The following is a 21,042-nucleotide window of genomic DNA, read 5'->3' as shown; positions in this document are numbered from 1 at the left end:
CCCGTCGTTGCGGCACGCCTTGCGGCGCAGATCCGGGTACGGCTGGCCCGGTTGTCCGGGTCTTTGGGCCGCCCCAAGATTCCTGTTTACGTCTCAAAAGTTATATTGTTAGATCAATGTGCCGACTGTCCACCACTTTCTCGGCGGGCAGACAAAAAACACCGCGAAAGATGAAATCTTCGCCACGCCCCTCCGGGCAGGAGATCGCCATGGACGCACAGCCGGGCACAGCCCGCATTCGCCGCAGCTTTGTCGACCTGCCCCATGGGCAAGTCCATGTGCGGCAGGCCGGAACACCTGGCCATGCGCTGCCGGTGGTGATGCTGCACCAGTCGCCCGGCTCGGCCAAACAGCTGGAGGGGTTCTTGCTGGCCTTTGCCCGCTCGGGCCGATTCGCGCTGGCCCCCGATACGCCCGGCAATGGCGACAGCGACCCGCTGGCGCTGACCCAGCCGGAAATCGGCGATCTGGCCGCAGCCCAGTTTGCGGCCATCGACGCGCTGCTGCCGGGGCAGCGGTTCGACCTTTACGGCTCGCACACCGGGGCCTCGATCGCGATGGAGATCGCCATCGCCCACCCGGACCGGGTGAACAGCCTGATCATCGACGGCATGGGCCTTTATTCGCCCGAATTGCAGGCCGAGGTTCTGCAACGTTATGCCCGCGAGATCGCCCCCGACGACGAGGCGACGCATCTGATGAAGGTCTGGCACTTCTGCCGCGACCAGTTCCTGTTCTGGCCCTATTACAACCGCACGGCGGCCGGGCGGCTGCCCAATGGCGTGCCGGAAACGCAGGAATTCCACGACTTCGTGGTCGAGGTGCTCAAGGCGATGCGCAGCTATCACCTGTCCTATCGCGCCGCATTTCGCCACCCCAAACGTCAGCGCCTGCCGCTGATCGGGGTGCCGGTGCTGCTGGCCGGGTCGGGGTCCGACATGCTGGCCGGCTATTTTGACGAGCTGAAATCGCTGATCCCCCAGGCCGAAACCGCCGAGCTGCCCGCCTGGGGCCTGCCCGATTATGCCGTCCAGGCCACCGCCGTGTTTTCAGCCTATCTTGACCAGGCGGGGGCACGCTGATGGACCGTCGCCTGTCCAGCTGCCGGCAGATGGTGTTCATCGCCTATTCGGTGCCCGCGGATGCCGAGGATCGCGGCTACAGCGACTGGCTGCGCCGCATCGACAACCCGTTCTTCAACGCGGTTGAGGGAATGGGTCATTATGCCAACTGGCGGCTGACCGGACCTGCGCCCTTCCCGTGGGATTACTTCGACTACATGGCGATTTCCACGGTCGGCGATCTGGAATCCGTGTGGTTCGACAAGGGCCTCGACGGGTTCCGCAAGGAATGGCTGCGCCTTTGGGGCTATGGCCGTCCGGGGGCCGAACCGCCGCCGCATCTGCGCTATTCCTATCTGTTCGAGCAGGTCGGCGCCGGGTCCGAGCCGGGCGAGACGGCCACCGTCGTCTTTGGCAGCGGTGACATGCCCGAAGGCGCCGACATTCTGTGGCGCCGCACCGGGTTCCTGCCCAAGCATTTCGCCGCCGCCGCGCGCGATCCTGCCGCGCCGTGGCTTTTGCCCGATGTCACACCCGACCCGCTGGGCTTCACCTGGATCGCCAGCTTCGGCCAGCCCCCCACCCGGCTGCCCGAAGGCGCCGTCGCGGTCCCCGCCACAAGGATCGCCGCGCCATGAGTGCCCCTGCAACCCTTGCCCAGAAACTCGTCGCCCGCGCTGCCCGCAAGCCAAGCGTGCGGCCAGGCGAGATCGTGACCGTCAACGTCGATCTGGCGATGATCCACGATTCGGGCGGCCCCCGCCGCGTGGCGCCGATGCTGAAGGAAATCGGGCGCGAGATCTGGGATCCGGCCCGCGTCGCGCTGGTGCTGGACCATTTCATTCCCGCCGATACTGACGCGACCCGTGCCATCGTCGAGACCGCCCGCACATTCGCGGTGGAACGGCGAATCGGCCAGGTCTTTGACAGCGTCGGCATCTGTCACGCGGTGCTCCCTGAACGCGGTCTGCTGAAACCAGGCATGTTCGTCGTCGGTGGTGACAGTCATTCGCCAACCGGCGGGGCCTTTGGCGCCTATATGTTCGGGGTGGGGGCCACCGACATGGCGGGGGTTCTGGCATCCGGTCAGACCTGGCTGACGGTGCCCGAAACCATCCTGATGCAGTTCGACGGCACCCTTGCCCCCGGTGTGTCGGCCAAGGACATCATGCTGTTCCTGTGCGGCCGCTTCGGCATGGGCGGCGGGCGCTCGCAGGCCGTCGAATATACCGGCAGCGCGATTGCCGCCCTGCCCATGCAGGAACGCATGACGCTGGCCAACATGACGGCCGAGCTGGGCGGGCAAGCCGGGCTGATCGCCGCCGATGACACCACCGTCGCCCATATCCGCGCCCATGGCGGCGAGGTGCCGGACGATTGGGCAAACTGGCGCACCGATCCGGGGGCCGAGGTATCGGAACATCATGTCTTTGACGCCTCTGCCCTGCCCCCGCAGGTCGCCGCGCCCCATAGCCCGGCCAATTCCGCCCCCATCGACACCCATGCGGGAACCCCTCTGGATCTGGCCTATATCGGCGCCTGCACCGGGGCCAAGCTGGCCGACATGCGCATGGCCGCCAGCGTGATGCGCGGGCACCGCATTGCCGATGGACTGCGCCTGCTGCTGGCCCCCGCCACCCTGCGCGACCAGCAAGAGGCCGCCGCCGATGGCACGCTGGATACGTTGATCGCGGCCGGGGCGGAACTTCTGCCCAACGCCTGCGGCATCTGCGCGGGCTATGGCTCGGCCCGGCTGGGCGAGAATGTGCGAGCAATCTCCACCACCGCGCGGAACTTTCGCGGCCGCATGGGCGCTGACAGCGCGCAGGTCTGGCTGGCCTCGCCCTATACGGTTGCGGCCTCGGCCATCGCAGGGCGGATCACCGATCCGCGCCCGATGCTGAAAGGGGGTGCCGCATGACCGGCAAGGCCTGGGTTCTGGGCGCCAATATCGACACCGACGCGCTGGCGCCGGGGAAATACATGCACCTGTCGCTGGCGGACATCGCCGCGCATTGCCTGGAAGATCTGCGCCCCGATTTCGCCCCCGGCGTGCGCCCCGGCGATGTGCTGGTGGGGGGCGAGAATTTCGGCATCGGATCGTCGCGCGAACAGGCGGCGGCGGCGCTGCGCGAGCTGGGGATCAAGGCGGTGATCGCACCGTCCTTCGCCGGGATCTTCTATCGCAACGCCTTCAACCTTGGCCTGCCCGCATTGATCTGCGCCGACGCGCTGACCATTGCCGAAGGCGATGCCGTCGATGTCGATTTCGCCGCTGGCCAGATCCGCAACCTGACCCGTAGCCAGACGCTGGCCACCCCGCCGCTGCCGCCGCTGCTTGTCTCGCTGATCGAGGCAGGCGGCTTGCTGGCGCATCTGAAATCGCAGTCCCAACCCGACGGAGCGACGAGTGACTGACAATTCCGCATCCAAACTGCGCGACCGTCTGGCCCAGGGGCGGATCGTCGTCATGCCAGGCATCTACGATTCGCTGTCCGCCGTTCTGGCGCAAAAGGCCGGGGCCGAGGCGCTGTATCTGTCTGGCGCCTCGATTGCCTATACCCAGCTGGGCCGGCCCGATGTCGGCCTTGTGTCGATGGCCGAGGTGGCGCAGCTGCTGACGCTGATCGCCGACCGGGTGGACATCCCGATCCTGGTCGATGCCGACAACGGCTATGGCAATGCGCTGAACGTGCAGCGCACCGTGCGCCTGTTCGAACGCGCGGGCGCCGCCGCAATCCAGCTGGAAGACCAGACCCTGCCCAAGCGCTGCGGCCATCTGGGCGGCAAAAGCCTGATCTCGACCTCCGAGATGGTCGGCAAGATCAAGGCCGCGCTGGACGCCCGCGCCTCGGACCAGACGCTGATCGTGGCGCGCACCGATGCAGTCGGGGTCGAGGGGCTGGACCGCGCGCTGGACCGGGCCGATGCCTATGCCGAGGCAGGCGCCGATGTGCTGTTCATCGAGGCGATCGGCAGCGATGCCGACATGCGCACCGTCACCACGCGCTATGCTGGCCGCGTGCCGCTGCTGGTCAATATCGTCGAAGGCGGCGCCACGCCGCTGCTGCCTGCCAGCACGCTGGAATCGCTGGGCTTTTCCATCGTCATCTTCCCGGGCGGCGCGGTCCGCGCGGTCAGCCGGGCGCTGGACGATTACTATTCCAGCCTGATGGCCCATGGCACCAACGCCCCCTTCCTGCCCCGCATGAACGATCTGCGCGGGATCAACGGCATTGTCGGCACCGAGGATCTGCTCGCGCTTGGCAAACGCTATGACCCCGACATTCAGCCCGCCTTTACCGGAGAGACGAAACAATGATGGACCCCGTCACGCTGGCCATTCTGGGCGGGCGGCTTGAACAGATCGCCGACGAGATGGACGCGACGCTCTATCGCGCGGCCTTCAACCCGATCATCGCCGAGGCGCATGATGCCTCGCACGGGATCTATGACGCCCTGACCGGCGATACGCTGATTCAGGGCAAGCAGGGCCTGCCGATCTTTACCGGCGTGATGGCCTTTGCCGTCAAGGCGGTGATCGACAAGGCGGCGGCCGATGGCGATCTGGCGCCAGGCGATGTCTATATCTTCAACGACCCCTATCGCGGCGGCACCCACCTGTCGGATTTCAAGCTGGTCCGCCCGGTGTTCCGGGATGGCAAGCTGTTCTGCTGGCTGGCCTCGGCCGGGCACTACCACGACGTGGGCGGCAATGTTGCCGGCAACTACAACCCCCGCGCCACCGAAGCCTTTCAAGAGGCGGTGGTCATCCCGCCCGTCAAGCTGTTCGCCGCCGGCACCATGCGGCGCGACATCCTTGACGTGATGATGGCCAACACCCGCCAGCCCAGGTCGATGTTCGGCGATCTGAACGGCATGGTGAACGCCCTTGATCTGGGCGAGCGGCGGCTGTCGGAATTGCTGGACCAGTATGGCGATGCCGTGGTGACTGAGGGCTTTGCCGATATGCGCGAACGCGCCCGCAAGCTGATGCTGGCGCGCATTGCCGAACTGCCCGCCGGCACCGTGTCGGCCGAGGATTTCCTCGATAATGACGGCGTGACCGACACGCCGCTGCGCATCGCCGTTGACATGACGGTGCGCGAAGGCGGGCTGACCTTCGACTTCTCGCGCTCGGCCCCGGCCTGCCGGGGGCCGCTGAACATCTCGCGCGGGACGACGATTGCGGCCTGCTATGTGGCGATCAAGCATCTGTTCCCGGAAATCCCGGCCAATGGCGGGGTGCTGGCGCCCATCGACTTCATGATCCCCGAAGGCTCGATCCTGGCCGCCGAACACCCGATGCCGACGGGCGGCTATACCGAAACCATCATGCGCCTGATCGACGTGATCTTTCAGGCCTTTGCCCAGATCTCGCCCGAACGGGCCTTTGGCAATGCCTATGGCACGATCAATGCGCTGACCCTGTCAGGCCGGCGCCGCGATGGCAGCCGCTGGGTGATGTTCTCGTTCTTCGGCGGCGGGCACGGCGGGCACGCCCATGGCGATGGGCTCAGCCACGGCAATGCGCCGATCTCGACCTCGACCATCCCGCCGGTCGAGGTGCTGGAGGCCGCGAACCCGGTGATCTTCCGGCAATGGGCGCTGCGCCCGGATTCGGCAGGCGACGGCGCCCACCGGGGCGGCCTTGGCGCGATCTATGAAATCGAGACGCTGGAAGACGATACCGAAGTGACCCTGTTCGGCGAACGCGGCCGCCATGCGCCCCATGGGGTGATGGGCGGCGGCGATGGCGCCTGCACGAGGTTCGAATGGGACGATGCCGACGGCACCCACAGCCCGCCCATGGTGTCCAAGGTGATGGGCGTGAAGCTGGAAAAGGGCCGCCGCATCCGCCTGATGACACCGGGCGGCGGCGGCTGGGGCGCGCCCTCGGACCGCGACCCCGCCCTGAGCGCCGAGGATATCCGCCGCGGCTATGTCACCGCGCCCCAGACCACCGGAATGGCGAACAAGCAATGACCAAGACCTTCATCATCGGCGTCGATGTCGGCGGCACCTTCACAGACATCTTCGCGCTGGACGAGGCCGCGGGCTCCGTCACCATCACCAAGATCCCCTCGACCCGGGGCGACCAGTCCAAGGGCTTTGTCGAAGGCATCGGCCGTCTGGTGCCCGACTTCTCGACCATCCGCACCGTGGTGCATGGCACCACCGTCGGCACCAATGCGCTATTGGAACGCAAGGGCGGGCATACCGGCATCATCACCACCCAAGGGTTCCGCGACGTGCTGGAAATGCGCCGCCGCGACCGGCCCAAGACCTGGGGGCTGGACGGCACCTTCACCCCGGTGATCGACCGCGCCGACCGGCTGGAGGTGACTGAGCGCACCCTTGCCAGCGGCGAGATCCTCGAACATGTGGACCCCGAGGCGGTCAAATCCGCCGCCCGCCAGCTGCTGGACCAGGGCTGCGAGGCGGTCTGCGTGTTCTTCATGAACGGCTATGCCAACGGCGAGAACGAGCGCATCGCGGTCGAGGCCGTGCGCTCGATCTGGCCCAGCGAACATGTCACTTCGGCGGTGGAAATCCTGCCCGAGATCCGCGAATTCGAACGCGCCTCGACGGCCTCGCTGAACGCCTATCTTCAGCCGGTGGTCACGCATTACCTTGACCGGCTGGAAAAAAGCCTGCGTGCCTCGGGGTTCGATGGCGAAATCCTGATCGTGCAGTCGAATGGCGGGGTGATGGCCATCGAACAGGCCAAGGCGCTGCCGGTGAAAACCGCGCTGTCCGGCCCGGCCGCCGGGGTGATGGCCGCGCGCCATATCGGGGAAACCGCCGGGTTCAAGAACATCATCACCTGCGACATGGGCGGCACCTCGTTCGATGTGTCGATGATCGCCGATGGCCGGTCCGCCCTCGCGGCGCAGACGGCAATCGACTTCGGCATGGTGATCCGGTCCCCGATGATCGAGATCACGACCATCGGCGCCGGTGGCGGATCCATCGCCTGGATCGACCGCGGCGGCATGTTGTGCGTGGGCCCTGAATCGGCCGGGTCGAACCCCGGCCCGGTCTGCTATGGTCTTGGCAACACCCGCCCCACCGTGACCGATGCGAACCTTGTGCTGGGCCGCATCAACGCGGCCAAACCCATCGGCGGCAAGCTGGACCGGCTGGATGTCGAAGCGGCGCGCGCGGCCATTCAGGAACATGTCGCCGGCCCCCTGGGCATGGACGTTCTGGCGGCGGCCGAGGCGATCATTCGCGTGGCCAATGCCCGCATGGCCGGGGCGATCCGGCTGGTGTCCATCGAACGCGGGCTTGATCCCAACGATTTTGCCGCCATGCCCTTTGGCGGCGGCGGCGCGCTGCATACCGGCGCGCTGATCCAGGAGGTGGGCGTCGCCAAATCGCTGGTGCCGCGCTATCCGGGCGTCGTCTCGGCGCTTGGCTGCGTGGTGGCCGACATGCGCCACGACAACGTGCGCACCATCAACCAGCCGCTGGCCACGCTGGACCCCGCGCTGATCGGCGCGGAAATCGCCCGGATGGACGGACTTGGGCGCGCGGCGCTGACCCGCGCCAATGTCGCTTTCGAGGCGGTGGAGCGGCTGGTCGAACTCGACATGCTCTATGTCGGGCAGACCCATACCGTCCCGGTCGCCATCGACGCGGACGATCTGTCGGTCGCCGCGATCCAGGCCCGCTTTGACGACAGCTACCGCGCGATCTTTGGCCGGCTGCTGGAGGGTGTGCCGGCACGGGTGATGAACCTGCGCGTCACGCTGATCGGGCGGCGGCCCAAGTTCGACCTGCGCGCGCTGGCCCCGGCGGGTGGCAAGGCGCCCGAAGACTGCGTGCTGGAGATGCGCGACCTTTACGCCGACGGGCAGCTGCACAAGGCCCCGGTCTATGACCGGCTGGCGCTGGCGGTGGGCGCGCGCGTGACGGGCCCCTGCCTGCTGGAACAGCCCGATACCACGATCTTCGTCGATCCCGGCCTGACCGGCGTCGTCGATGCCTGCGGCAATCTGGTGATCGAGAGGATCTGACCCATGGCACGCAAGCCCCACCCGATCAGCCGCCAGGACACCGCGCTGCTGATCGTCGACATGCAGAACGACTTTCTGCACCCCGATGGCGCCTATGCCCGCGGCGGCGCCAAGTCGGATCTGATCGCCGCCCTGCCCCCGCGCGTGGCGGACCTGGCCAATGCCTGCCGCGCGCAGGGCATGTTCACCGTCGCCACCCAGTTCACGCTGGTTCCGGGGCGTGGAGGCAAGGCGATGATCGCCGATCACCTGCGCGAATTGCGCCCGTTTCTGCGCGATGGCGACTTTGCCCCCGGCAGCTGGGGCCAACAGGTGATCGACGATCTGGGCCCGATCGACTCCTGCGTCGAAAAGATCGCGTTTTCCGCCTTTTACCAGTCGCGGCTGGAATATGTGCTGCGCCGTGCGGGGGTCCAGCATGTGCTGGTCTGCGGCATCGTCACCAATGGCGGCGTCGCCTCGACCGCGCGCGAGGCGCATGTGCGCGATCTGCATGTGACCGTGGTGTCCGACGCCTGCGCCGCCTTTTCGACCGCCACCCATGACGCCGCCATCGCCGATCTGGCGAATGTCGTCGCCACGGCACCGCTGAACAGCGTGCTGGCCGAACTGGCCGCGCTGACCTGACCGATAGAAACAACAGGGACTTGACCAATGAACAAGCTGGATTTCGGGCTTTTCCTGCCCAACACATCGGGGATCACGGTCTTTGGCGCCGAACCCTTTCCGCAGAACGTGCCGACCTTCGCCTACAACAAATCGGTGCTGCAAACGGCCGAGGCCGGCGGATTTGACTTTGCGCTCAGCCAGGTGAAATGGCGCGGCTTTGGCGGCGAGACGCATCACTGGAACTACTCGCTGGAAGCGTTCTCGCTGGTCTCGGCGCTGGCGGCCTGCACCTCGCGGATGCAGCTTTACGCCTCGGTTGCGATCCGCACCGTGCATCCGGCGGTGATCGCCAAGATGGCCACCACCATTGACGACATTTCCGGCGGGCGCTTCGGTGTCAACATCGTCTCGGGCTGGAACAAGGTCGAATACGATCAGTTCGGCCTGTGGGACGAGGACGCCTATTACAACTACCGCTACAAATATGCCGAGGAATACATGGGCGTGCTGAACGCCCTGTGGTCCGAGGAAAGCGCGACCTATCAAGGCAAGTTCTTCCACGTCAAGGACGCCGAGATGCTGCCCAAGCCCTCGCGCCGCCTGCCCATCGTCTGCGCCGGCCAGTCGGACGAGGCGATCGAGTTCATCTCGAAATATGCCGACTACGCCTTTGTCGGCCGCATGAAGGATGATGTCGACGCGCTGGCCAGCCTGTCGGACAAGATCAAGGAGGCGGCGGGCGAACATGGGCGCGAAGTCGGCTCGCTGGTGCTGATGACGGTCATCGCCGAAGACACCGATGAAGCCGCCATCGCCAAGCGCGATGCCTTCATCGCCAATGCCGACGACGCGGCGATCCGCGGCTGGATGGGCTTTCAGGTGAACGATACCCACAAGCAGGGCATCACCTATGACAGCACGCCCACGCTGCAAAAGGTGTTCATGGGCCTGCACCTTGTCTGCGGATCCTATGAGACCGTCGCCGCCCATATGGACGCGCTGGCCGAGCGCGGGGTCAAGGGCGTGTGCCTGTCGTTCCCCGACTACATGGCCGATCTGCCGCGCTTCATCGCCAAGGTGCTGCCGCACTGCAAGAGCTACCAGCCGGTGCATTAAGCAGGCCGGCCCGCGCTGCCCGGTGCGCCTGCCGGGCAGCGCACTTTTGTGAAAGGACATCCCATGACCCGAACTGTTGCGCTTGTCACCGGGGCGGCGCGCGGCATCGGCGCGGCCACCGCGCTGAAACTGGCCGCGCAGGGCTGCACCGTCCATGCCAGCGACGTGCTGGACTGCACCGCCACCGTTGCGGCGATCCGCGCCGCGGGCGGCACCGCCCATGGCGCCACGCTGGACGTGACCGACCGCGCCGGATGCGCCGCGCTGGCAGAGAGTATCCGCACGGCCGAAGGGCGGCTCGACATCCTGGTCGCCAACGCAGGCATCTGCCCGGCAGGCCGCGTGCACGGCGACTGGGACCAGTGGGACCGGGTGCTGAAGATCAACGTCGATGGCACGCAGAACTGTGTCGCGGCGGTCTGGGACGGCATGGTGGCCCAGGGCGGCGGGCGGATCGTGCTGGTCAGCTCGATGGCCTTCTATCAGGGCGGCGTGACCGTCGGCACCGAATACAGCGCGGCCAAGGGCGCCATCGTCGGCATGACCCGCCACCTGGCCCGCAACGGCGGCCCGCATGGCATCCGCGTCAATGCGGTTGCGCCCGGGATCATCGACACTGACATGACGGCGAATTTCCCGGCCCCGAACCTTGCCACCGTCCCCCTTGGCCGCAAGGGCACCGCCGAAGAAGTCGCGGGCCCCATCGCCTTCCTCTGCGGCGAGGACAGCGCCTACATGACCGGCACGGTGCTGAACGTGACCGGCGGCATCATCCTGTCGGCTTAAGGATCGCGCGATGACCCAACCCGACTATATCGCCCTGCGCGACAAGGTGGCAGCGGACGAGGCCACGCTGAGCGCGATGCCACTCGACTCGGCCAGCCTGATCGCGCTGGCCGGCGATCTGCTGGCCGCAGCGCCCGCCCCGGTTTCAGTCCGCATCACGCTGGGCCGGCGCGTGGTGGCCGAACTGTCGCAAGACGGCACCGCCGCCGACAATGCGCATTTCCTTGGCCTCAAGACCAATGTGGTGTTCAACACCGGACACAGCTCGCTCTGGTGGCACTACCACCTGCGCGCGACGGGCCGCACGCTGGCCGATGTCGGCTGGGCCGACCCCCGTGCGGTGATCGACATGGGTGGCGGCGTTCCGCTGTTCGCAGGCGGCTCGGTCGTGGGCGCGGTTGCTCTCTCGGGCCTTGCGCATGAGGCCGACCATGACCTCATCGTCACCACCATGCGCCGCTACCTTGGCTGACCTCGCGCACGCCTTTTCATCTGTCCTCAAATATCCTCGGGGGGTGAATTGGCCGAATGGCCAAGAGGGGGGCAGAAGGCCCCCCTGCGCAGCCACCCGCCTTGCGCGATGTGTCCAGCGAGGAACGGGGGGCTGTCTGCCCCCCGATGGCCCGTGCCGGGCCATTCCCCCCGAGGATATTTTCGGACAGATGAAAGCCTGCCCGCTCAGATGTAGGGCGGCAAAAGCCCGGTTTCGGCCGCGACCTCGGACCACAGCTCGACGATCTCGATCAGCAGGTTCGCGCCCATAGGGATGAACAGGTAGGACAGCGCTTCGCTCAGCCGGTCAGCCGTGCCGCCCCAATCGGCAAAGCGCCGCAGATGCAGGGCAAAGGCGCGGCGATCACGGCGCACGCCGTGGCAGACCAGCAGCGCCATTTCCCCCAGATCGGGCGCGACATGGGCCCGCGTCTGATCCACCAGCGCCAGATAGCGCGCCGCGATCCGGTCTGCATCCAGCCAGCGGTTCCATTCCTTGATCCCAAAGGCAAAGGCGGGGAAGGACTCGCTCAGCGCCGACAGCGCCAGCGCGATTTCCATCTCGTCCTGCGTCATGCCGGCCGCCTTGGCCCGGTCGAGGTGCAGCGACCCCACACCTTCGCGCGCGCAGGCAAGGATCGCGATCCAGACGAATTCCTTCTCGAACGGCGTCAGGATGTTCTGATCCAGCGTCAGCTTTTCATAGAACGCATCATAGCGGCGCAGCAGGTCCGGCTGATGCGCGGCCAGCATCCGGTGATAGGGCAGCAGATAGCCGCGCTTGGCCTTCAGCTCGTCCAGAAGGCTCATGCTTTCGCCCCTTTCTTCGCCTCGTCGAACCCGCCCTGCCCCGACAGGTTCGCCCAGGCGCGGTAGGGGGCCGAGGCATCGACCCGGCCCGCGCGGATCAGGCCCAGCCAGACCTCGGCCGCGCGGACAAAGCGGGGGACCGAGCCGGGAAACATCGTCAACATTAGCGCATTGGCGATGCGGTCCTCGCCCGCGCCTTGACGATAGGCATCCTCGATCGCCCAGCCAAGCGCCTGATGCTGGTCAAGGCAGACCCGCGCCGTCATGTCGGCCAGCGTGACCAGCCAGGGCTCCAGCCCATAATCGCGGGCGATGCCGTCGCGCGCGCCGGTCAGCTCGGCCCGCCCGTCCCACCAGGGCAGGTGATCCATCCAGTGTTTCGAGACAAAGCCATAGGCTGCCGCCCCGCGCACCAGCGCCACCAGCCGCACCGCTGCGCGGGCCTCATCGTCGCTGCCGCCAGCGGCATAGAACTTGGCGATATGATGGGTTGCCTCGTTCTCGTCGGTGGCCACCAGGATCGCCAGCCAGATGAATTCCTTTTCAAACGCCGTCAGCGCCCGCTCGGTCAGCGTCATCGCCCGGTAGGCCTCGGCATAGGCGTCCAGCATGTCGGGCGCGGCCACGGCCATCAGCCCGTGATGCGGCAGCAGATAGCCGCGTTCGGCCCGAATGGCGGCCAGGCGGGCGGTCAGATCATCGACAGTTTCGGGGGCAGCCATCAGGGATCCCTCCTGGGATAAAGTCTATTGCTATGTCTTTATGACAAATGCATAGTCCGAGTCGAAATGTCTGCGCAACGACAGACTGCACGACCACAGGGAAAAGCGCATGGGCTCTTTCGTCAATCTGGACGGGACCAGGCTGTTGGTGATCGGCGCCAATAGCGGGATCGGGCTGACGGCCACCGAGATGGCCGTGGCGGATGGCGCGCAGGTGGCGGCGGCGGTGCTGCCGGGCAGCGCGGCGGATCTGCCCGAGGGCTGCACGCGGCTGGAGTGCGATGTGACCGACCCTGCCTCGGTCGATGCCTGCATCGCGGCGGCGGTGGCGGCGCTGGGGCGGCTGGACGGGGTGATCCTGACCGCGGGCATGTTCGATCACCGGGGCGTTGCGGAAACCAGCGATGCCGACTGGGCGCGCATCATGCAGCTGAACCTGAACGGCCCGTTCCACGTCGCCCGCGCGCTCGAGCCGGTGTTCCGCGCGCAAGGGTCGGGCGCGCTGGTGCTGTTTTCCAGCCAGATCGGCCTTGTCGGGCACCGCCGCGCCACCGGCTATGCTGCGTCCAAGGCCGCCGTCAACGGGCTGGCGCGCACGCTGGCGATCGAATTTGCGCCCTTTGGCGCGCGGGTCAACGCCGTCGCCCCCGGCCCGATCGAAACGCCGATGACCGCCGTCGCCCGATCGGATGCGCCGCGCGCCAAAGCGCTGGTCGACGCCGTGCCGCTGGGCCGGTTCGGCCGCGCCGAAGAGCCGGCCGCCGCTGCCCTGTTCCTTGCCTCGCCTGCTGCCAGTTACATCACCGGCCATGTGCTGGTGGTCGATGGCGGCGTCACCGCCATCTGAGGAGAGCCCCCGTGACCAGCAAGGTCGATCCCTATTACGTCCAGCCCGAGGATACGCTGGAGGACATGCAGCCCAATCTGGAACGCGCGTTGGGGCTGACCCGGGCCGATCTGGAAAAGATGTCGCTCGAGGCGCGCAACCTGTTCTCGGCCCGGCGCAAGCTGGGGCACACCTGGCTGGACGATTACGAGGTCGTGGTCGAATGCACCGAGGTCGGGCCGCAATGCGGCTGCGGCATCCAGAAGGGGCAGCAGCTGGTGTTCGACATGCGCCACAAGGTGTTGCCGGCCGAATCCACCGCGCCGCTGTGCGTTCACCTGATGGCGCCGGTGCTGCCGATCTTCTACATGACCTTTGACCGCGCGGCCGAGGGGCTGAACCCCTTTACCTGCGTGTGGCGCTACCAGGAATGCCCGATCACCGGGCCGGACGATGGCGCGCACCAGACCCGCACCCGCGCCTTCCTGCGTGATCGCAAGACCAAGGAGGTGGTCTATCAACGCCACCTGCCGAAGCCCGAGGGGGCGAATTGATGGGCCGGTTCGATCCTGCGCTGGTCGCGCGCTATGCCATCGTCGCCCGCGTCACGCGTGCCTTCTTCTGCGCCAACCACATCAATGCGGGCGAGGAATTCGTCTTTGACCTTGAAGGGCGGCTGCTGCCCGACCAGTCCACCGCGAATTTCTGCATCGGCATGATCTCCAAGCTGCATCCGGCGATCCTGATGGCGCAGGACCGGCTGGCCGAGGGGCTGGCACCCATCTCGCCCTCGTTCCGGCATTTCGACTGTTTCGACACCGGCATCGACCATGGCGGCACCGGCAAGGTCTATGTCGCGCTGTCGCTGCGCGACCGGATCAGCGGCCAGACGGTCGAGCGGATCGAAGGCGCGCCAGCATGACCCTGCCCGTCCTTCACGAGGCCGATGTGGTGATCGTCGGCGCCGGGTCCGCAGGGTCGTGGCTGGCGCAGGATCTGGCGCAGGATGGCAAGCTGTCGGTCTGCGTGATCGAGGCGGGCGGCGCGGGGCGCAACCCGCTGCTGCGCGTGCCGCTGATGACGGGCGTTCTGTTGCGCTCGGACCGCTACACCTGGCCGTTCCGCACCGCGCCGCAGGCCGGCCTTGCCGGGCGACAGCTGAACTGGCCGCGCGGGCGGGTGCTGGGCGGGTCGGGTGCGATCAACGGCATGGTCTGGGTGCGCGGCCTGCCGATGGATTACGCCGGCTGGGAAGGCGCGGGCCTGACCGGCTGGGGCTGGGACGACGTGCGCCCCTGGTTCGAGAAGATCGAGGCCCTGCCTGCCGACCATGGCGGCAAGGCGCTGGGGATCGAACGCCCGAGCTGGTGGACCGAACTTTACGACCGCTACCTGGCCGCCGGCCAGTCCGCCGGCCATGCGCTGGCCGAGGATTTCAACGCGCCAGGGGCCGAAGGGGTCGGGCGCTATCGCTTCAACATCCGGGGCGGGCGGCGGGCGCATACTGGCGCGCTGCTGGCCCAGGCGGTGCGGGCCGGGCGCCTACGCGCCTTTACCGGCTGCTCGACCCAGCGGGTCGAGATCACCGAGGGCCGCGCCACCGGCGTTGTCGTGCGCCAGAACGGGCAGGACATGCTGATCCGCGCCCGCAAAGAGGTGGTGCTGTGTGCCGGCACCATCGGATCGCCGCATATCCTGATGCATTCGGGTATCGGCGCCGGCGTGGTGCTGCGCGCGGCCGGGGTCACGCCACTGGTCAACAGCCCGGAAGTCGGACAGGGCATTCAGGATCACCTGCTGGTGCGGGTGGAACATGCCGCCCTGCGGCCCGGCGCACTGCACCGGCTGCTGCGGATCGACCGTGCGGCGCTGGCCATGGCGCAGGCGCTGCTGTTCGGCACCGGCCCGGCCTCGTGCTTTCCGCTGCTGACGGGGGGGTATCTGCGATCGGCACCAGGGCTGAACGCGCCCGACATCCAGACGCATTTCATGCCCGCCCTGTCCAGCGCCACGCTGCGGGTGAACCCGTTCCATGCCCCAAAGGGCATGCCCGCACAGGACGGCTTCTTCATCAACGTCTTCCAGATGCGGCCCGAAAGCCGGGGCGAGATCCGCATCGTCAGCCCCGATCCTGCCGCCCATCCGGTCATCGACCCGCGCTATCTGTCGGCGCCCGGTGATCGCAAGGTTCTGCGTGATGCCGTGGGCGTCGTGCGCCGCATCTTCGCGCAAGAGCCGTTCGACGGCTGGCGCGGGCGCGAGCTGTCGCCAGGCGAGGAGCGCACCAGCGACGAGGCGCTGGACGCCTGGATCTCTCAGACCGCCGATACGGTGTTCCACCCGACGGGCGGCTGCTGCATGGGCACGGTGACCGATGCGCGCCTGCGGGTGAAGGGGGTTGCGGGGCTGCGCGTCGCCGATGCCTCGGTGATGCCGCGCATCACCTCGAACAACACCAATGCGCCCACCGTGATGATCGCCGCCCGCTGCGCCGATTTCATCCGGCAGGACGGCTAAACGACATCGAGCGGGCGTCGCGGGGTCACTCCGCCGCGCCAGGCCCGTCACTCAGACCGAAGGCGCCCCGCTTTCGGTCGCCAGCATCGGCTGCCAGCGGACAATCTCGTCCGACCCGACACGGGCCATGTCAAAGCTGAATTCGTAGATGTCAGGGTGATAGAGCGCCTGCAGGAATTCGACAGGCCGCTCGTCGGTATCATAGACCGTGCGCTGCATGGCGATCACCGGCGCGCCGGTTTCCATTTGCAGATGCCCCGCAACGATCGGATCGGCCAGCCGCGCCGACAGCGTTTGCCGCGCCGAGGCAACACGGCGCCCCTGCGCCTCGATCAGGGCCAGAAGCGGGGTGGTTTCCAGATCCTTGGGCTCAATCCCGCTGGCAATATCCATCGGCACATGGGTCGTCAGATAGGAAAACGGCCGCCCCTTCAGGCTGCGTACCCGCACGGCGCGCTGCGCCATCGCCTCGGGCGGCAAGGCAAGCGCTGCCACGGCCTCGGGCGGCGGGATCACCGCGATGCATTCGATCAGCTGCACCTGGGTCGAAAAACCCATCGCCATCAGATTGTCGAAGATGCCGCGCACGTCGCGCTTGGCCGGCTGGGCCTGCTGTTGCGGCGGCTGGGCAAAGGTGCCCCGCCCCCGGCCGCGCAAGATCAGCCCCTCGGACTGCAACCGCTCCAGCGCGCGCCGGATGGTGATGCGCGAGACATCGAACTGCTGTCCCAGCTCGATCTCGGACGGCATGGGCCGGTCGGTCGGGAACTGGCCGCTCAGGATCTGCTGGCGCAGCACAAGATAGATCGTGTGATGCAGCGGCGTCACGGCAGCGTCGGTGACACTTCGGTTCAATGCGACCATCGGATGACCTCGGAATATTCATAAAGTCATGGCATGAATACAAATGCAGATCAAGCCGGGCACGGCGGACCGGCAGGCGAACGTCGCGGACCCCCCGATGGCCGCCGCGCGCCCTGCCCCTTGCGAAACAGCCCCCCCGCCGCTATCCCGCCATGGCAAACGGAGATCGTCGATGCCGCATGTCCTGACCACCACCGACCCGGATTTCCAGACCCGCCTTGCCGCGCTTCTGTCGATGAAGCGCGAGGATTCGCCTGATGTCGATGCCACCGTCGCCGCGATCATCGACGATGTGCGCAAGCGAGGCGATGCGGCGGTGATCGAGCTGACCGCGCGCTTTGACCGGCTGGAGCTGACGCCCGAGACGCTGGCCTTTTCGGAAGCCGAGATCGACGCCGCCTGCGCCGCCGTCTCGCCCGAGGATCGCGCGGCCCTGGAACTGGCGGCAGATCGCATCCGCGCCTACCATGCCCGCCAGCTGCCTGAAGACGCGCAATGGACCGACGAGGCCGGCGCCATGCTGGGCTGGCGCTGGACCCCGGTATCGGCCGCGGGCCTCTATGTGCCGGGGGGGCTGGCGTCCTATCCGTCCTCGGTGCTGATGAATGCCATCCCGGCAAAGGTGGCAGGGGTCAAGCGGCTGGTCGTTGCCTGCCCGACCCCCGATGGCGCGGTCAATCCGCTGGTGCTGCTGGCGGCGCGGCTGGCCGGGGTGGATGCCGTCTACCGGATCGGCGGCGCCCAGGCGATTGCCGCGCTGGCCCATGGCACGGCGACCATCGCCCCGGTCGACAAGATCACCGGGCCGGGCAATGCCTTTGTCGCGGCGGCCAAGCGGCGGGTGTTCGGCAAGGTCGGGATCGACATGATCGCGGGGCCATCGGAAATTCTGGTGATTGCCGACGGCGACAACGATCCGGACTGGATCGCGCTTGATATGCTCAGCCAGGCCGAACACGATGAAAGCGCCCAGGCCATTCTGGTCACGCCCGATGCCGGCTTCGCGCAAAAGGTGATCGCGGCGGTCGAAAAGCGGCTGGAAACCCTGCCCCGCGCCGCCATCGCCGGGACCAGCTGGCGCGATTACGGCATTGTCATCACCACCCGCGATCTGGCCGAGGCCGCCGAGGTCTCGAACCGCTTCGCCCCCGAGCATCTGGAACTGTGCGTGGCCGATCCCGAGGCGCTGGTGCCGCAGATCGCCCATGCCGGGGCGATCTTCCTGGGCGCCTGGACGCCCGAGGCGATCGGCGATTACGTCGGCGGGCCGAACCACGTTCTGCCCACCGCCCGGTCGGCGCGGTTTTCCAGCGGGCTTTCGGTGCTGGACTTCCTCAAACGCACCACGCTGGCGCGGATGACACCGCAGGCGCTGGCAGCCATCGGACCGGCAGCCGAGCGGCTGGCGATCTCGGAATCGCTGTCCGCGCACGGGCTGTCGGTGCGCGCGCGGCTGGACCGGCTGAACCGGAGCTGACCCGGCGCTCCCGCACCCTTGCACCGGGCCAGAGGCCCGGAACAAGGCTTTGGGCCGGGCGCCGCGCGTTCCGCGCGGCGTGCCTCCGGCGGGGGTATTTGAAGCAAGGTGAAAGGACCAGGGGCGCGCTGACGAGCCCCCGACGCCGGTCTGCGCGCATCCTGTGGCATCATCTTGCCCCAAATACCCATAGCCGGTTTGCATCAGGCGCAACTGACCCCGCTTGAGAGGTGAATATTGCTCTGCTAGGCTCGGGTTGACCGTATGGTCAGATTTCACAACGGCTCGGGCCGGGCGCGTCCCGCGAGACCGACGGAGGACCCCCATGGCGCTCGACCGCAAGCAGACCCCGAATGATCTTGATGCGTTCTGGATGCCGTTCACCGCGAACCGGCAGTTCAAGAAATCGCCGCGCATGTTCGTGGCGGCCAAGGACATGCACTATACCACAGCCGACGGGCGGCAGGTGCTGGACGGCACGGCCGGCCTTTGGTGCTGCAACGCCGGCCATTGCCGCCCGAAGATCACCGAGGCGATCCAGAAGCAGGCGGCCGAGCTGGACTATGCCCCGGCGTTCCAGATGGGCCATCCGGCGGCCTTTGAGCTGGCCAACCGCATCATCGAGATCGCGCCCAAGGGGATCGAGCATGTGTTCTATACCAACTCGGGATCCGAGTCGGTGGAGACCGCACTGAAGATCGCCATTGCCTATCACCGTGCCCGCGGCGAAGGCACCCGCACCCGGCTGATCGGGCGCGAGCGCGGCTATCACGGGGTGAACTTCGGCGGGATCTCGGTGGGCGGGATCGTCAACAACCGGAAGTTCTTTGGCACCCTGCTGGCCGGGGTGGACCACCTGCCCCACACGCATCTGCCGGCGCAGAACGCCTTTACCCGTGGCCAGCCCGAGCATGGCGCCAATCTTGCCGACGATCTGGAGCGGATCGTTGCGCTGCATGGCCCCGAGACCATTGCGGCGGTGATCGTCGAGCCGATGGCCGGGTCGACCGGCGTTCTGATGCCGCCCAAGGGCTATCTGGAAAAGCTGCGGGCGATCACGAAAAAGCATGGCATCCTGCTGATCTTTGATGAGGTGATCACCGGGTTCGGCCGTCTGGGCGCGCCCTTTGCGGCGCAATACTATGACGTGCTGCCCGACATGATGACCACCGCCAAGGGCCTGACCAATGGCGTGATCCCGATGGGCGCGGTGCTGACCACCGGCGAGGTGCATGACGCCTTCATGACCGGCCCCGAGCACATGATCGAGCTGTTCCACGGCTATACCTATTCGGGCAATCCGATCGCCTCGGCTGCCGGGATCGCGACGCTGGAGACCTACAAGGAAGAGGGCCTGTTCGAGCGCGCGGCCGAGCTGGCGCCCTATTGGGAAGATGCGCTGCATTCGCTCAAGGGGCTGCCGCATGTGATCGACATCCGCAACTCGGGCCTGATCGGCGCGGTGGAGCTGGAGCCGATCGCGGGCGAGCCGACCAAGCGGGCGTTCTCGGCGTTCCTCAATGCCTATGACAAGGGGATCCTGATCCGCACGACGGGCGACATCATCGCCATGTCGCCGCCGCTGATCATCTCGAAGGCGCAGATCGACGAGCTGATCGGCACGCTGGCCGGGGTGCTGAAGGCGCTGAACTAAGGGGGAACGGGGGCCGCCGCCCCGTTCGCCAGGGAAGCTGTCCACCGGACGGTTTCCTGACCCGGCCATCCCCGGCGTCAAGGGGGGCTCGCCCCCCTTGAAAATTCCAGAGGATATTTCGGGGCAGATGAAGCCTAGCGCGGTGTCTGGCGGGATAGTTGCACGGCAAGGATGCCGGCGGCGATGATGGCAACGCCCAGCACATCGTAAAGCCCGATCCGTTCTCCCAGCAGCCCCCAGGCGATCACGACGCCGAAGAACGGGTTGAGGAAGTGAAAGGTTGCCGCCTTGATCGCGCCGATCCGGGCGACCAGGGCGAACCAGACCCAGGTGGCCAGCAGCCCCGGCACCAGCGTGGTATAAAGAAAGGCCCCGACAAGGCGCGGCGACCAGGTGACGTGCCAGGGCTCGAACATCAGCGCGGCAACGCCCGTGGCGGCGGCGCCGACCAGCATTTGCAGGCCCACCACCATCAGCAGGTTGCCCGCCCCCCCGGACGCCCCCCGCACCGACAGCGTCGCGATGGTCAGCGCGATGGCCCCGCCGATGCACAGCGCAAGGCCCACCGGGTCCACCCCGCCCTGAAGCCGCGCGCCCATGATCAGCAGCACCCCGCCGAAACCTGCGATCAGCCCCAGCACCGCCAGCGGGCGCAGCCGGTCGCGGAACACTGCCCAGCCGGCCAGCGCCACCATCAGCGGCATGGTCGAGGCGATGATCGCCGCGACCGAGGCGCCGACGCGCTGCATGGCCATGAAGTTCAGCCCCAGATAAGCCGCGTTCTGCATCAGCCCGAAGATGATGGTGGATCGCCACTGCCCGCGGCTCAGCCGCCAGGTCTGGCCCAGCATCAGCGCCAGCCAGACCCCCAGCGCCCCCGACAGCAGGAAGCGCAGCGCCAGCGCCGTCAGGGGCGGGGCATCGACCACGATCATCCGGGCCGAGGTAAAGGCCGAGGACCACATCAGGGCAAAGACCAGCCCCATCAGGATTGCGCGGATGTCCAAGCTGGCCCCCTTCGCGGTCTGGCGCGCCGGTGGCGCAGCATCTGCCTGCGCCACCGTTAGCCTGTTCAAGCGGCAGGGG

Annotated in this window: 21 protein-coding genes; 17 read left to right on the top strand and 4 right to left on the bottom strand. The window is 67.2% G+C overall.

Going from position 1 to position 21,042, the window contains the following annotated elements:
• The first annotated feature begins 209 nt into the window (after nt 1–209).
• From G481_RS22730 to G481_RS24975, 11 genes are all read left to right on the top strand, one after another.
• Entirely contained in the window at nt 210–1,082 is an 873-nt protein-coding gene (locus G481_RS22730) for an alpha/beta fold hydrolase (RefSeq protein WP_051294280.1), read from the top strand.
• Nucleotides 1,082–1,699 carry a hypothetical protein gene (locus tag G481_RS0103460; protein ID WP_028028770.1) on the top strand — a complete coding sequence of 206 codons (618 nt, stop codon included), beginning with the start codon at nt 1,082–1,084 and terminating at the stop codon, nt 1,697–1,699. The genes G481_RS22730 and G481_RS0103460 overlap by 1 nt, the downstream gene beginning before the upstream one ends.
• The gene (locus G481_RS0103455; RefSeq protein WP_028028769.1) at nt 1,696–2,982 is read left to right on the top strand and encodes a 3-isopropylmalate dehydratase large subunit; all 1,287 of its coding nucleotides are present in this window, start codon (nt 1,696–1,698) and stop codon (nt 2,980–2,982) included. The genes G481_RS0103460 and G481_RS0103455 overlap by 4 nt, the downstream gene beginning before the upstream one ends.
• Nucleotides 2,979–3,479, top strand: a complete 501-nt coding sequence (locus G481_RS0103450; protein WP_028028768.1) for a LeuD/DmdB family oxidoreductase small subunit — start codon at nt 2,979–2,981, stop codon at nt 3,477–3,479. The genes G481_RS0103455 and G481_RS0103450 overlap by 4 nt, the downstream gene beginning before the upstream one ends.
• A complete protein-coding gene (locus tag G481_RS0103445; protein WP_028028767.1) occupies nt 3,472–4,383 on the top strand; it encodes an isocitrate lyase/PEP mutase family protein in 912 nt (303 codons plus the stop codon). The genes G481_RS0103450 and G481_RS0103445 overlap by 8 nt, the downstream gene beginning before the upstream one ends.
• Complete coding sequence (locus tag G481_RS0103440; protein ID WP_028028766.1) at nt 4,380–6,047, top strand: hydantoinase B/oxoprolinase family protein; 1,668 nt, start codon at nt 4,380–4,382, stop codon at nt 6,045–6,047. The genes G481_RS0103445 and G481_RS0103440 overlap by 4 nt, the downstream gene beginning before the upstream one ends.
• Nucleotides 6,044–8,083: a hydantoinase/oxoprolinase family protein gene (locus G481_RS0103435; protein WP_028028765.1), complete on the top strand. Its 2,040-nt coding sequence runs from the start codon at nt 6,044–6,046 to the stop codon at nt 8,081–8,083. Before G481_RS0103440 ends, G481_RS0103435 begins: the two co-directional genes overlap by 4 nt.
• Nucleotides 8,084–8,086: 3 nt before the next feature.
• Nucleotides 8,087–8,710 carry a cysteine hydrolase family protein gene (locus G481_RS0103430; RefSeq protein WP_028028764.1) on the top strand — a complete coding sequence of 208 codons (624 nt, stop codon included), beginning with the start codon at nt 8,087–8,089 and terminating at the stop codon, nt 8,708–8,710.
• Between the two features lie 27 nt (nt 8,711–8,737).
• Nucleotides 8,738–9,808 (top strand): LLM class flavin-dependent oxidoreductase, encoded by a 1,071-nt coding sequence (locus G481_RS0103425; protein ID WP_035025033.1) that lies wholly within the window; start codon nt 8,738–8,740, stop codon nt 9,806–9,808.
• 63 nt (nt 9,809–9,871) lie between these two features.
• A complete protein-coding gene (locus tag G481_RS0103420; protein ID WP_028028762.1) occupies nt 9,872–10,594 on the top strand; it encodes an SDR family NAD(P)-dependent oxidoreductase in 723 nt (240 codons plus the stop codon).
• A gap of 10 nt (nt 10,595–10,604) precedes the next feature.
• Nucleotides 10,605–11,066, top strand: coding sequence for a heme-binding protein (locus G481_RS24975; RefSeq protein WP_051294279.1), 462 nt, complete (start codon nt 10,605–10,607; stop codon nt 11,064–11,066).
• Nucleotides 11,067–11,272: 206 nt separating this feature from the next.
• Here the strand turns inward: G481_RS24975 and G481_RS0103410 are convergent, their stop codons facing one another.
• On the bottom strand, nt 11,273–11,896 hold the full coding sequence (locus tag G481_RS0103410; RefSeq protein ID WP_028028761.1) for a carboxymuconolactone decarboxylase family protein: 624 nt from the start codon (nt 11,894–11,896) through the stop codon (nt 11,273–11,275).
• Nucleotides 11,893–12,618, bottom strand: coding sequence for a carboxymuconolactone decarboxylase family protein (locus G481_RS0103405; protein WP_028028760.1), 726 nt, complete (start codon nt 12,616–12,618; stop codon nt 11,893–11,895). The genes G481_RS0103410 and G481_RS0103405 overlap by 4 nt, the downstream gene beginning before the upstream one ends.
• A gap of 109 nt (nt 12,619–12,727) precedes the next feature.
• Here G481_RS0103405 and G481_RS0103400 point away from each other — a divergent pair, with 109 nt between their 5' ends.
• The 4 genes from G481_RS0103400 to G481_RS0103385 are packed head-to-tail and all read left to right on the top strand — an operon-like array spanning nt 12,728 to nt 15,961.
• Nucleotides 12,728–13,465 carry an SDR family NAD(P)-dependent oxidoreductase gene (locus G481_RS0103400; RefSeq protein WP_051294278.1) on the top strand — a complete coding sequence of 246 codons (738 nt, stop codon included), beginning with the start codon at nt 12,728–12,730 and terminating at the stop codon, nt 13,463–13,465.
• 11 nt (nt 13,466–13,476) lie between these two features.
• Nucleotides 13,477–13,998, top strand: a complete 522-nt coding sequence (locus tag G481_RS0103395) for a hypothetical protein (RefSeq protein ID WP_028028758.1) — start codon at nt 13,477–13,479, stop codon at nt 13,996–13,998.
• The gene (locus G481_RS0103390) at nt 13,998–14,366 is read left to right on the top strand and encodes a hypothetical protein (RefSeq protein ID WP_028028757.1); all 369 of its coding nucleotides are present in this window, start codon (nt 13,998–14,000) and stop codon (nt 14,364–14,366) included. Before G481_RS0103395 ends, G481_RS0103390 begins: the two co-directional genes overlap by 1 nt.
• A complete protein-coding gene (locus G481_RS0103385) occupies nt 14,363–15,961 on the top strand; it encodes a GMC family oxidoreductase (RefSeq protein WP_028028756.1) in 1,599 nt (532 codons plus the stop codon). The genes G481_RS0103390 and G481_RS0103385 overlap by 4 nt, the downstream gene beginning before the upstream one ends.
• A gap of 51 nt (nt 15,962–16,012) precedes the next feature.
• Here G481_RS0103385 and G481_RS22720 read toward each other — a convergent pair whose 3' ends face one another.
• Nucleotides 16,013–16,825: a GntR family transcriptional regulator gene (locus tag G481_RS22720; RefSeq protein ID WP_051294277.1), complete on the bottom strand. Its 813-nt coding sequence runs from the start codon at nt 16,823–16,825 to the stop codon at nt 16,013–16,015.
• Between the two features lie 172 nt (nt 16,826–16,997).
• On the opposite strand from G481_RS22720, the gene hisD reads away from it, so the two are divergent.
• Nucleotides 16,998–18,302, top strand: coding sequence for a histidinol dehydrogenase (hisD, locus tag G481_RS0103375; RefSeq protein ID WP_028028755.1), 1,305 nt, complete (start codon nt 16,998–17,000; stop codon nt 18,300–18,302).
• Nucleotides 18,303–18,627: 325 nt separating this feature from the next.
• Complete coding sequence (aptA, locus tag G481_RS0103370) at nt 18,628–19,956, top strand: omega-aminotransferase AptA (protein ID WP_028028754.1); 1,329 nt, start codon at nt 18,628–18,630, stop codon at nt 19,954–19,956.
• 134 nt (nt 19,957–20,090) lie between these two features.
• On the opposite strand, the gene G481_RS0103365 is transcribed toward aptA, so the two are convergent.
• Nucleotides 20,091–20,963: a DMT family transporter gene (locus G481_RS0103365; RefSeq protein WP_028028753.1), complete on the bottom strand. Its 873-nt coding sequence runs from the start codon at nt 20,961–20,963 to the stop codon at nt 20,091–20,093.
• Between the last annotated feature and the right edge of the window lie 79 nt (nt 20,964–21,042).

This window comes from Gemmobacter nectariphilus DSM 15620 (assembly GCF_000429765.1).
Classification (GTDB): domain Bacteria; phylum Pseudomonadota; class Alphaproteobacteria; order Rhodobacterales; family Rhodobacteraceae; genus Wagnerdoeblera; species Wagnerdoeblera nectariphila.
This window is presented reverse-complemented; position numbering and strand designations above follow the sequence as displayed.

Bases quoted from the DNA above. Each gene is read 5' to 3' on its own strand.
- G481_RS22720 (WP_051294277.1), bottom strand. From the start codon at position 16,825: ATGGTCGCATTGAACCGAAGTGTCACCGACGCTGCCGTGACGCCGCTG.
- G481_RS0103400 (WP_051294278.1), top strand. From the start codon at position 12,728: ATGGGCTCTTTCGTCAATCTGGACGGGACCAGGCTGTTGGTGATCGGC.
- G481_RS0103425 (WP_035025033.1), top strand. From the start codon at position 8,738: ATGAACAAGCTGGATTTCGGGCTTTTCCTGCCCAACACATCGGGGATC.
- G481_RS0103460 (WP_028028770.1), top strand. From the start codon at position 1,082: ATGGACCGTCGCCTGTCCAGCTGCCGGCAGATGGTGTTCATCGCCTAT.
- G481_RS0103455 (WP_028028769.1), top strand. From the start codon at position 1,696: ATGAGTGCCCCTGCAACCCTTGCCCAGAAACTCGTCGCCCGCGCTGCC.
- G481_RS0103410 (WP_028028761.1), bottom strand. From the start codon at position 11,896: ATGAGCCTTCTGGACGAGCTGAAGGCCAAGCGCGGCTATCTGCTGCCC.
- G481_RS0103385 (WP_028028756.1), top strand. From the start codon at position 14,363: ATGACCCTGCCCGTCCTTCACGAGGCCGATGTGGTGATCGTCGGCGCC.
- G481_RS0103390 (WP_028028757.1), top strand. From the start codon at position 13,998: ATGGGCCGGTTCGATCCTGCGCTGGTCGCGCGCTATGCCATCGTCGCC.
- G481_RS0103420 (WP_028028762.1), top strand. From the start codon at position 9,872: ATGACCCGAACTGTTGCGCTTGTCACCGGGGCGGCGCGCGGCATCGGC.
- G481_RS22730 (WP_051294280.1), top strand. From the start codon at position 210: ATGGACGCACAGCCGGGCACAGCCCGCATTCGCCGCAGCTTTGTCGAC.
- G481_RS0103440 (WP_028028766.1), top strand. From the start codon at position 4,380: ATGATGGACCCCGTCACGCTGGCCATTCTGGGCGGGCGGCTTGAACAG.
- G481_RS0103450 (WP_028028768.1), top strand. From the start codon at position 2,979: ATGACCGGCAAGGCCTGGGTTCTGGGCGCCAATATCGACACCGACGCG.
- G481_RS0103430 (WP_028028764.1), top strand. From the start codon at position 8,087: ATGGCACGCAAGCCCCACCCGATCAGCCGCCAGGACACCGCGCTGCTG.
- G481_RS24975 (WP_051294279.1), top strand. From the start codon at position 10,605: ATGACCCAACCCGACTATATCGCCCTGCGCGACAAGGTGGCAGCGGAC.
- hisD (WP_028028755.1), top strand. From the start codon at position 16,998: ATGCCGCATGTCCTGACCACCACCGACCCGGATTTCCAGACCCGCCTT.
- G481_RS0103405 (WP_028028760.1), bottom strand. From the start codon at position 12,618: ATGGCTGCCCCCGAAACTGTCGATGATCTGACCGCCCGCCTGGCCGCC.
- G481_RS0103435 (WP_028028765.1), top strand. From the start codon at position 6,044: ATGACCAAGACCTTCATCATCGGCGTCGATGTCGGCGGCACCTTCACA.
- aptA (WP_028028754.1), top strand. From the start codon at position 18,628: ATGGCGCTCGACCGCAAGCAGACCCCGAATGATCTTGATGCGTTCTGG.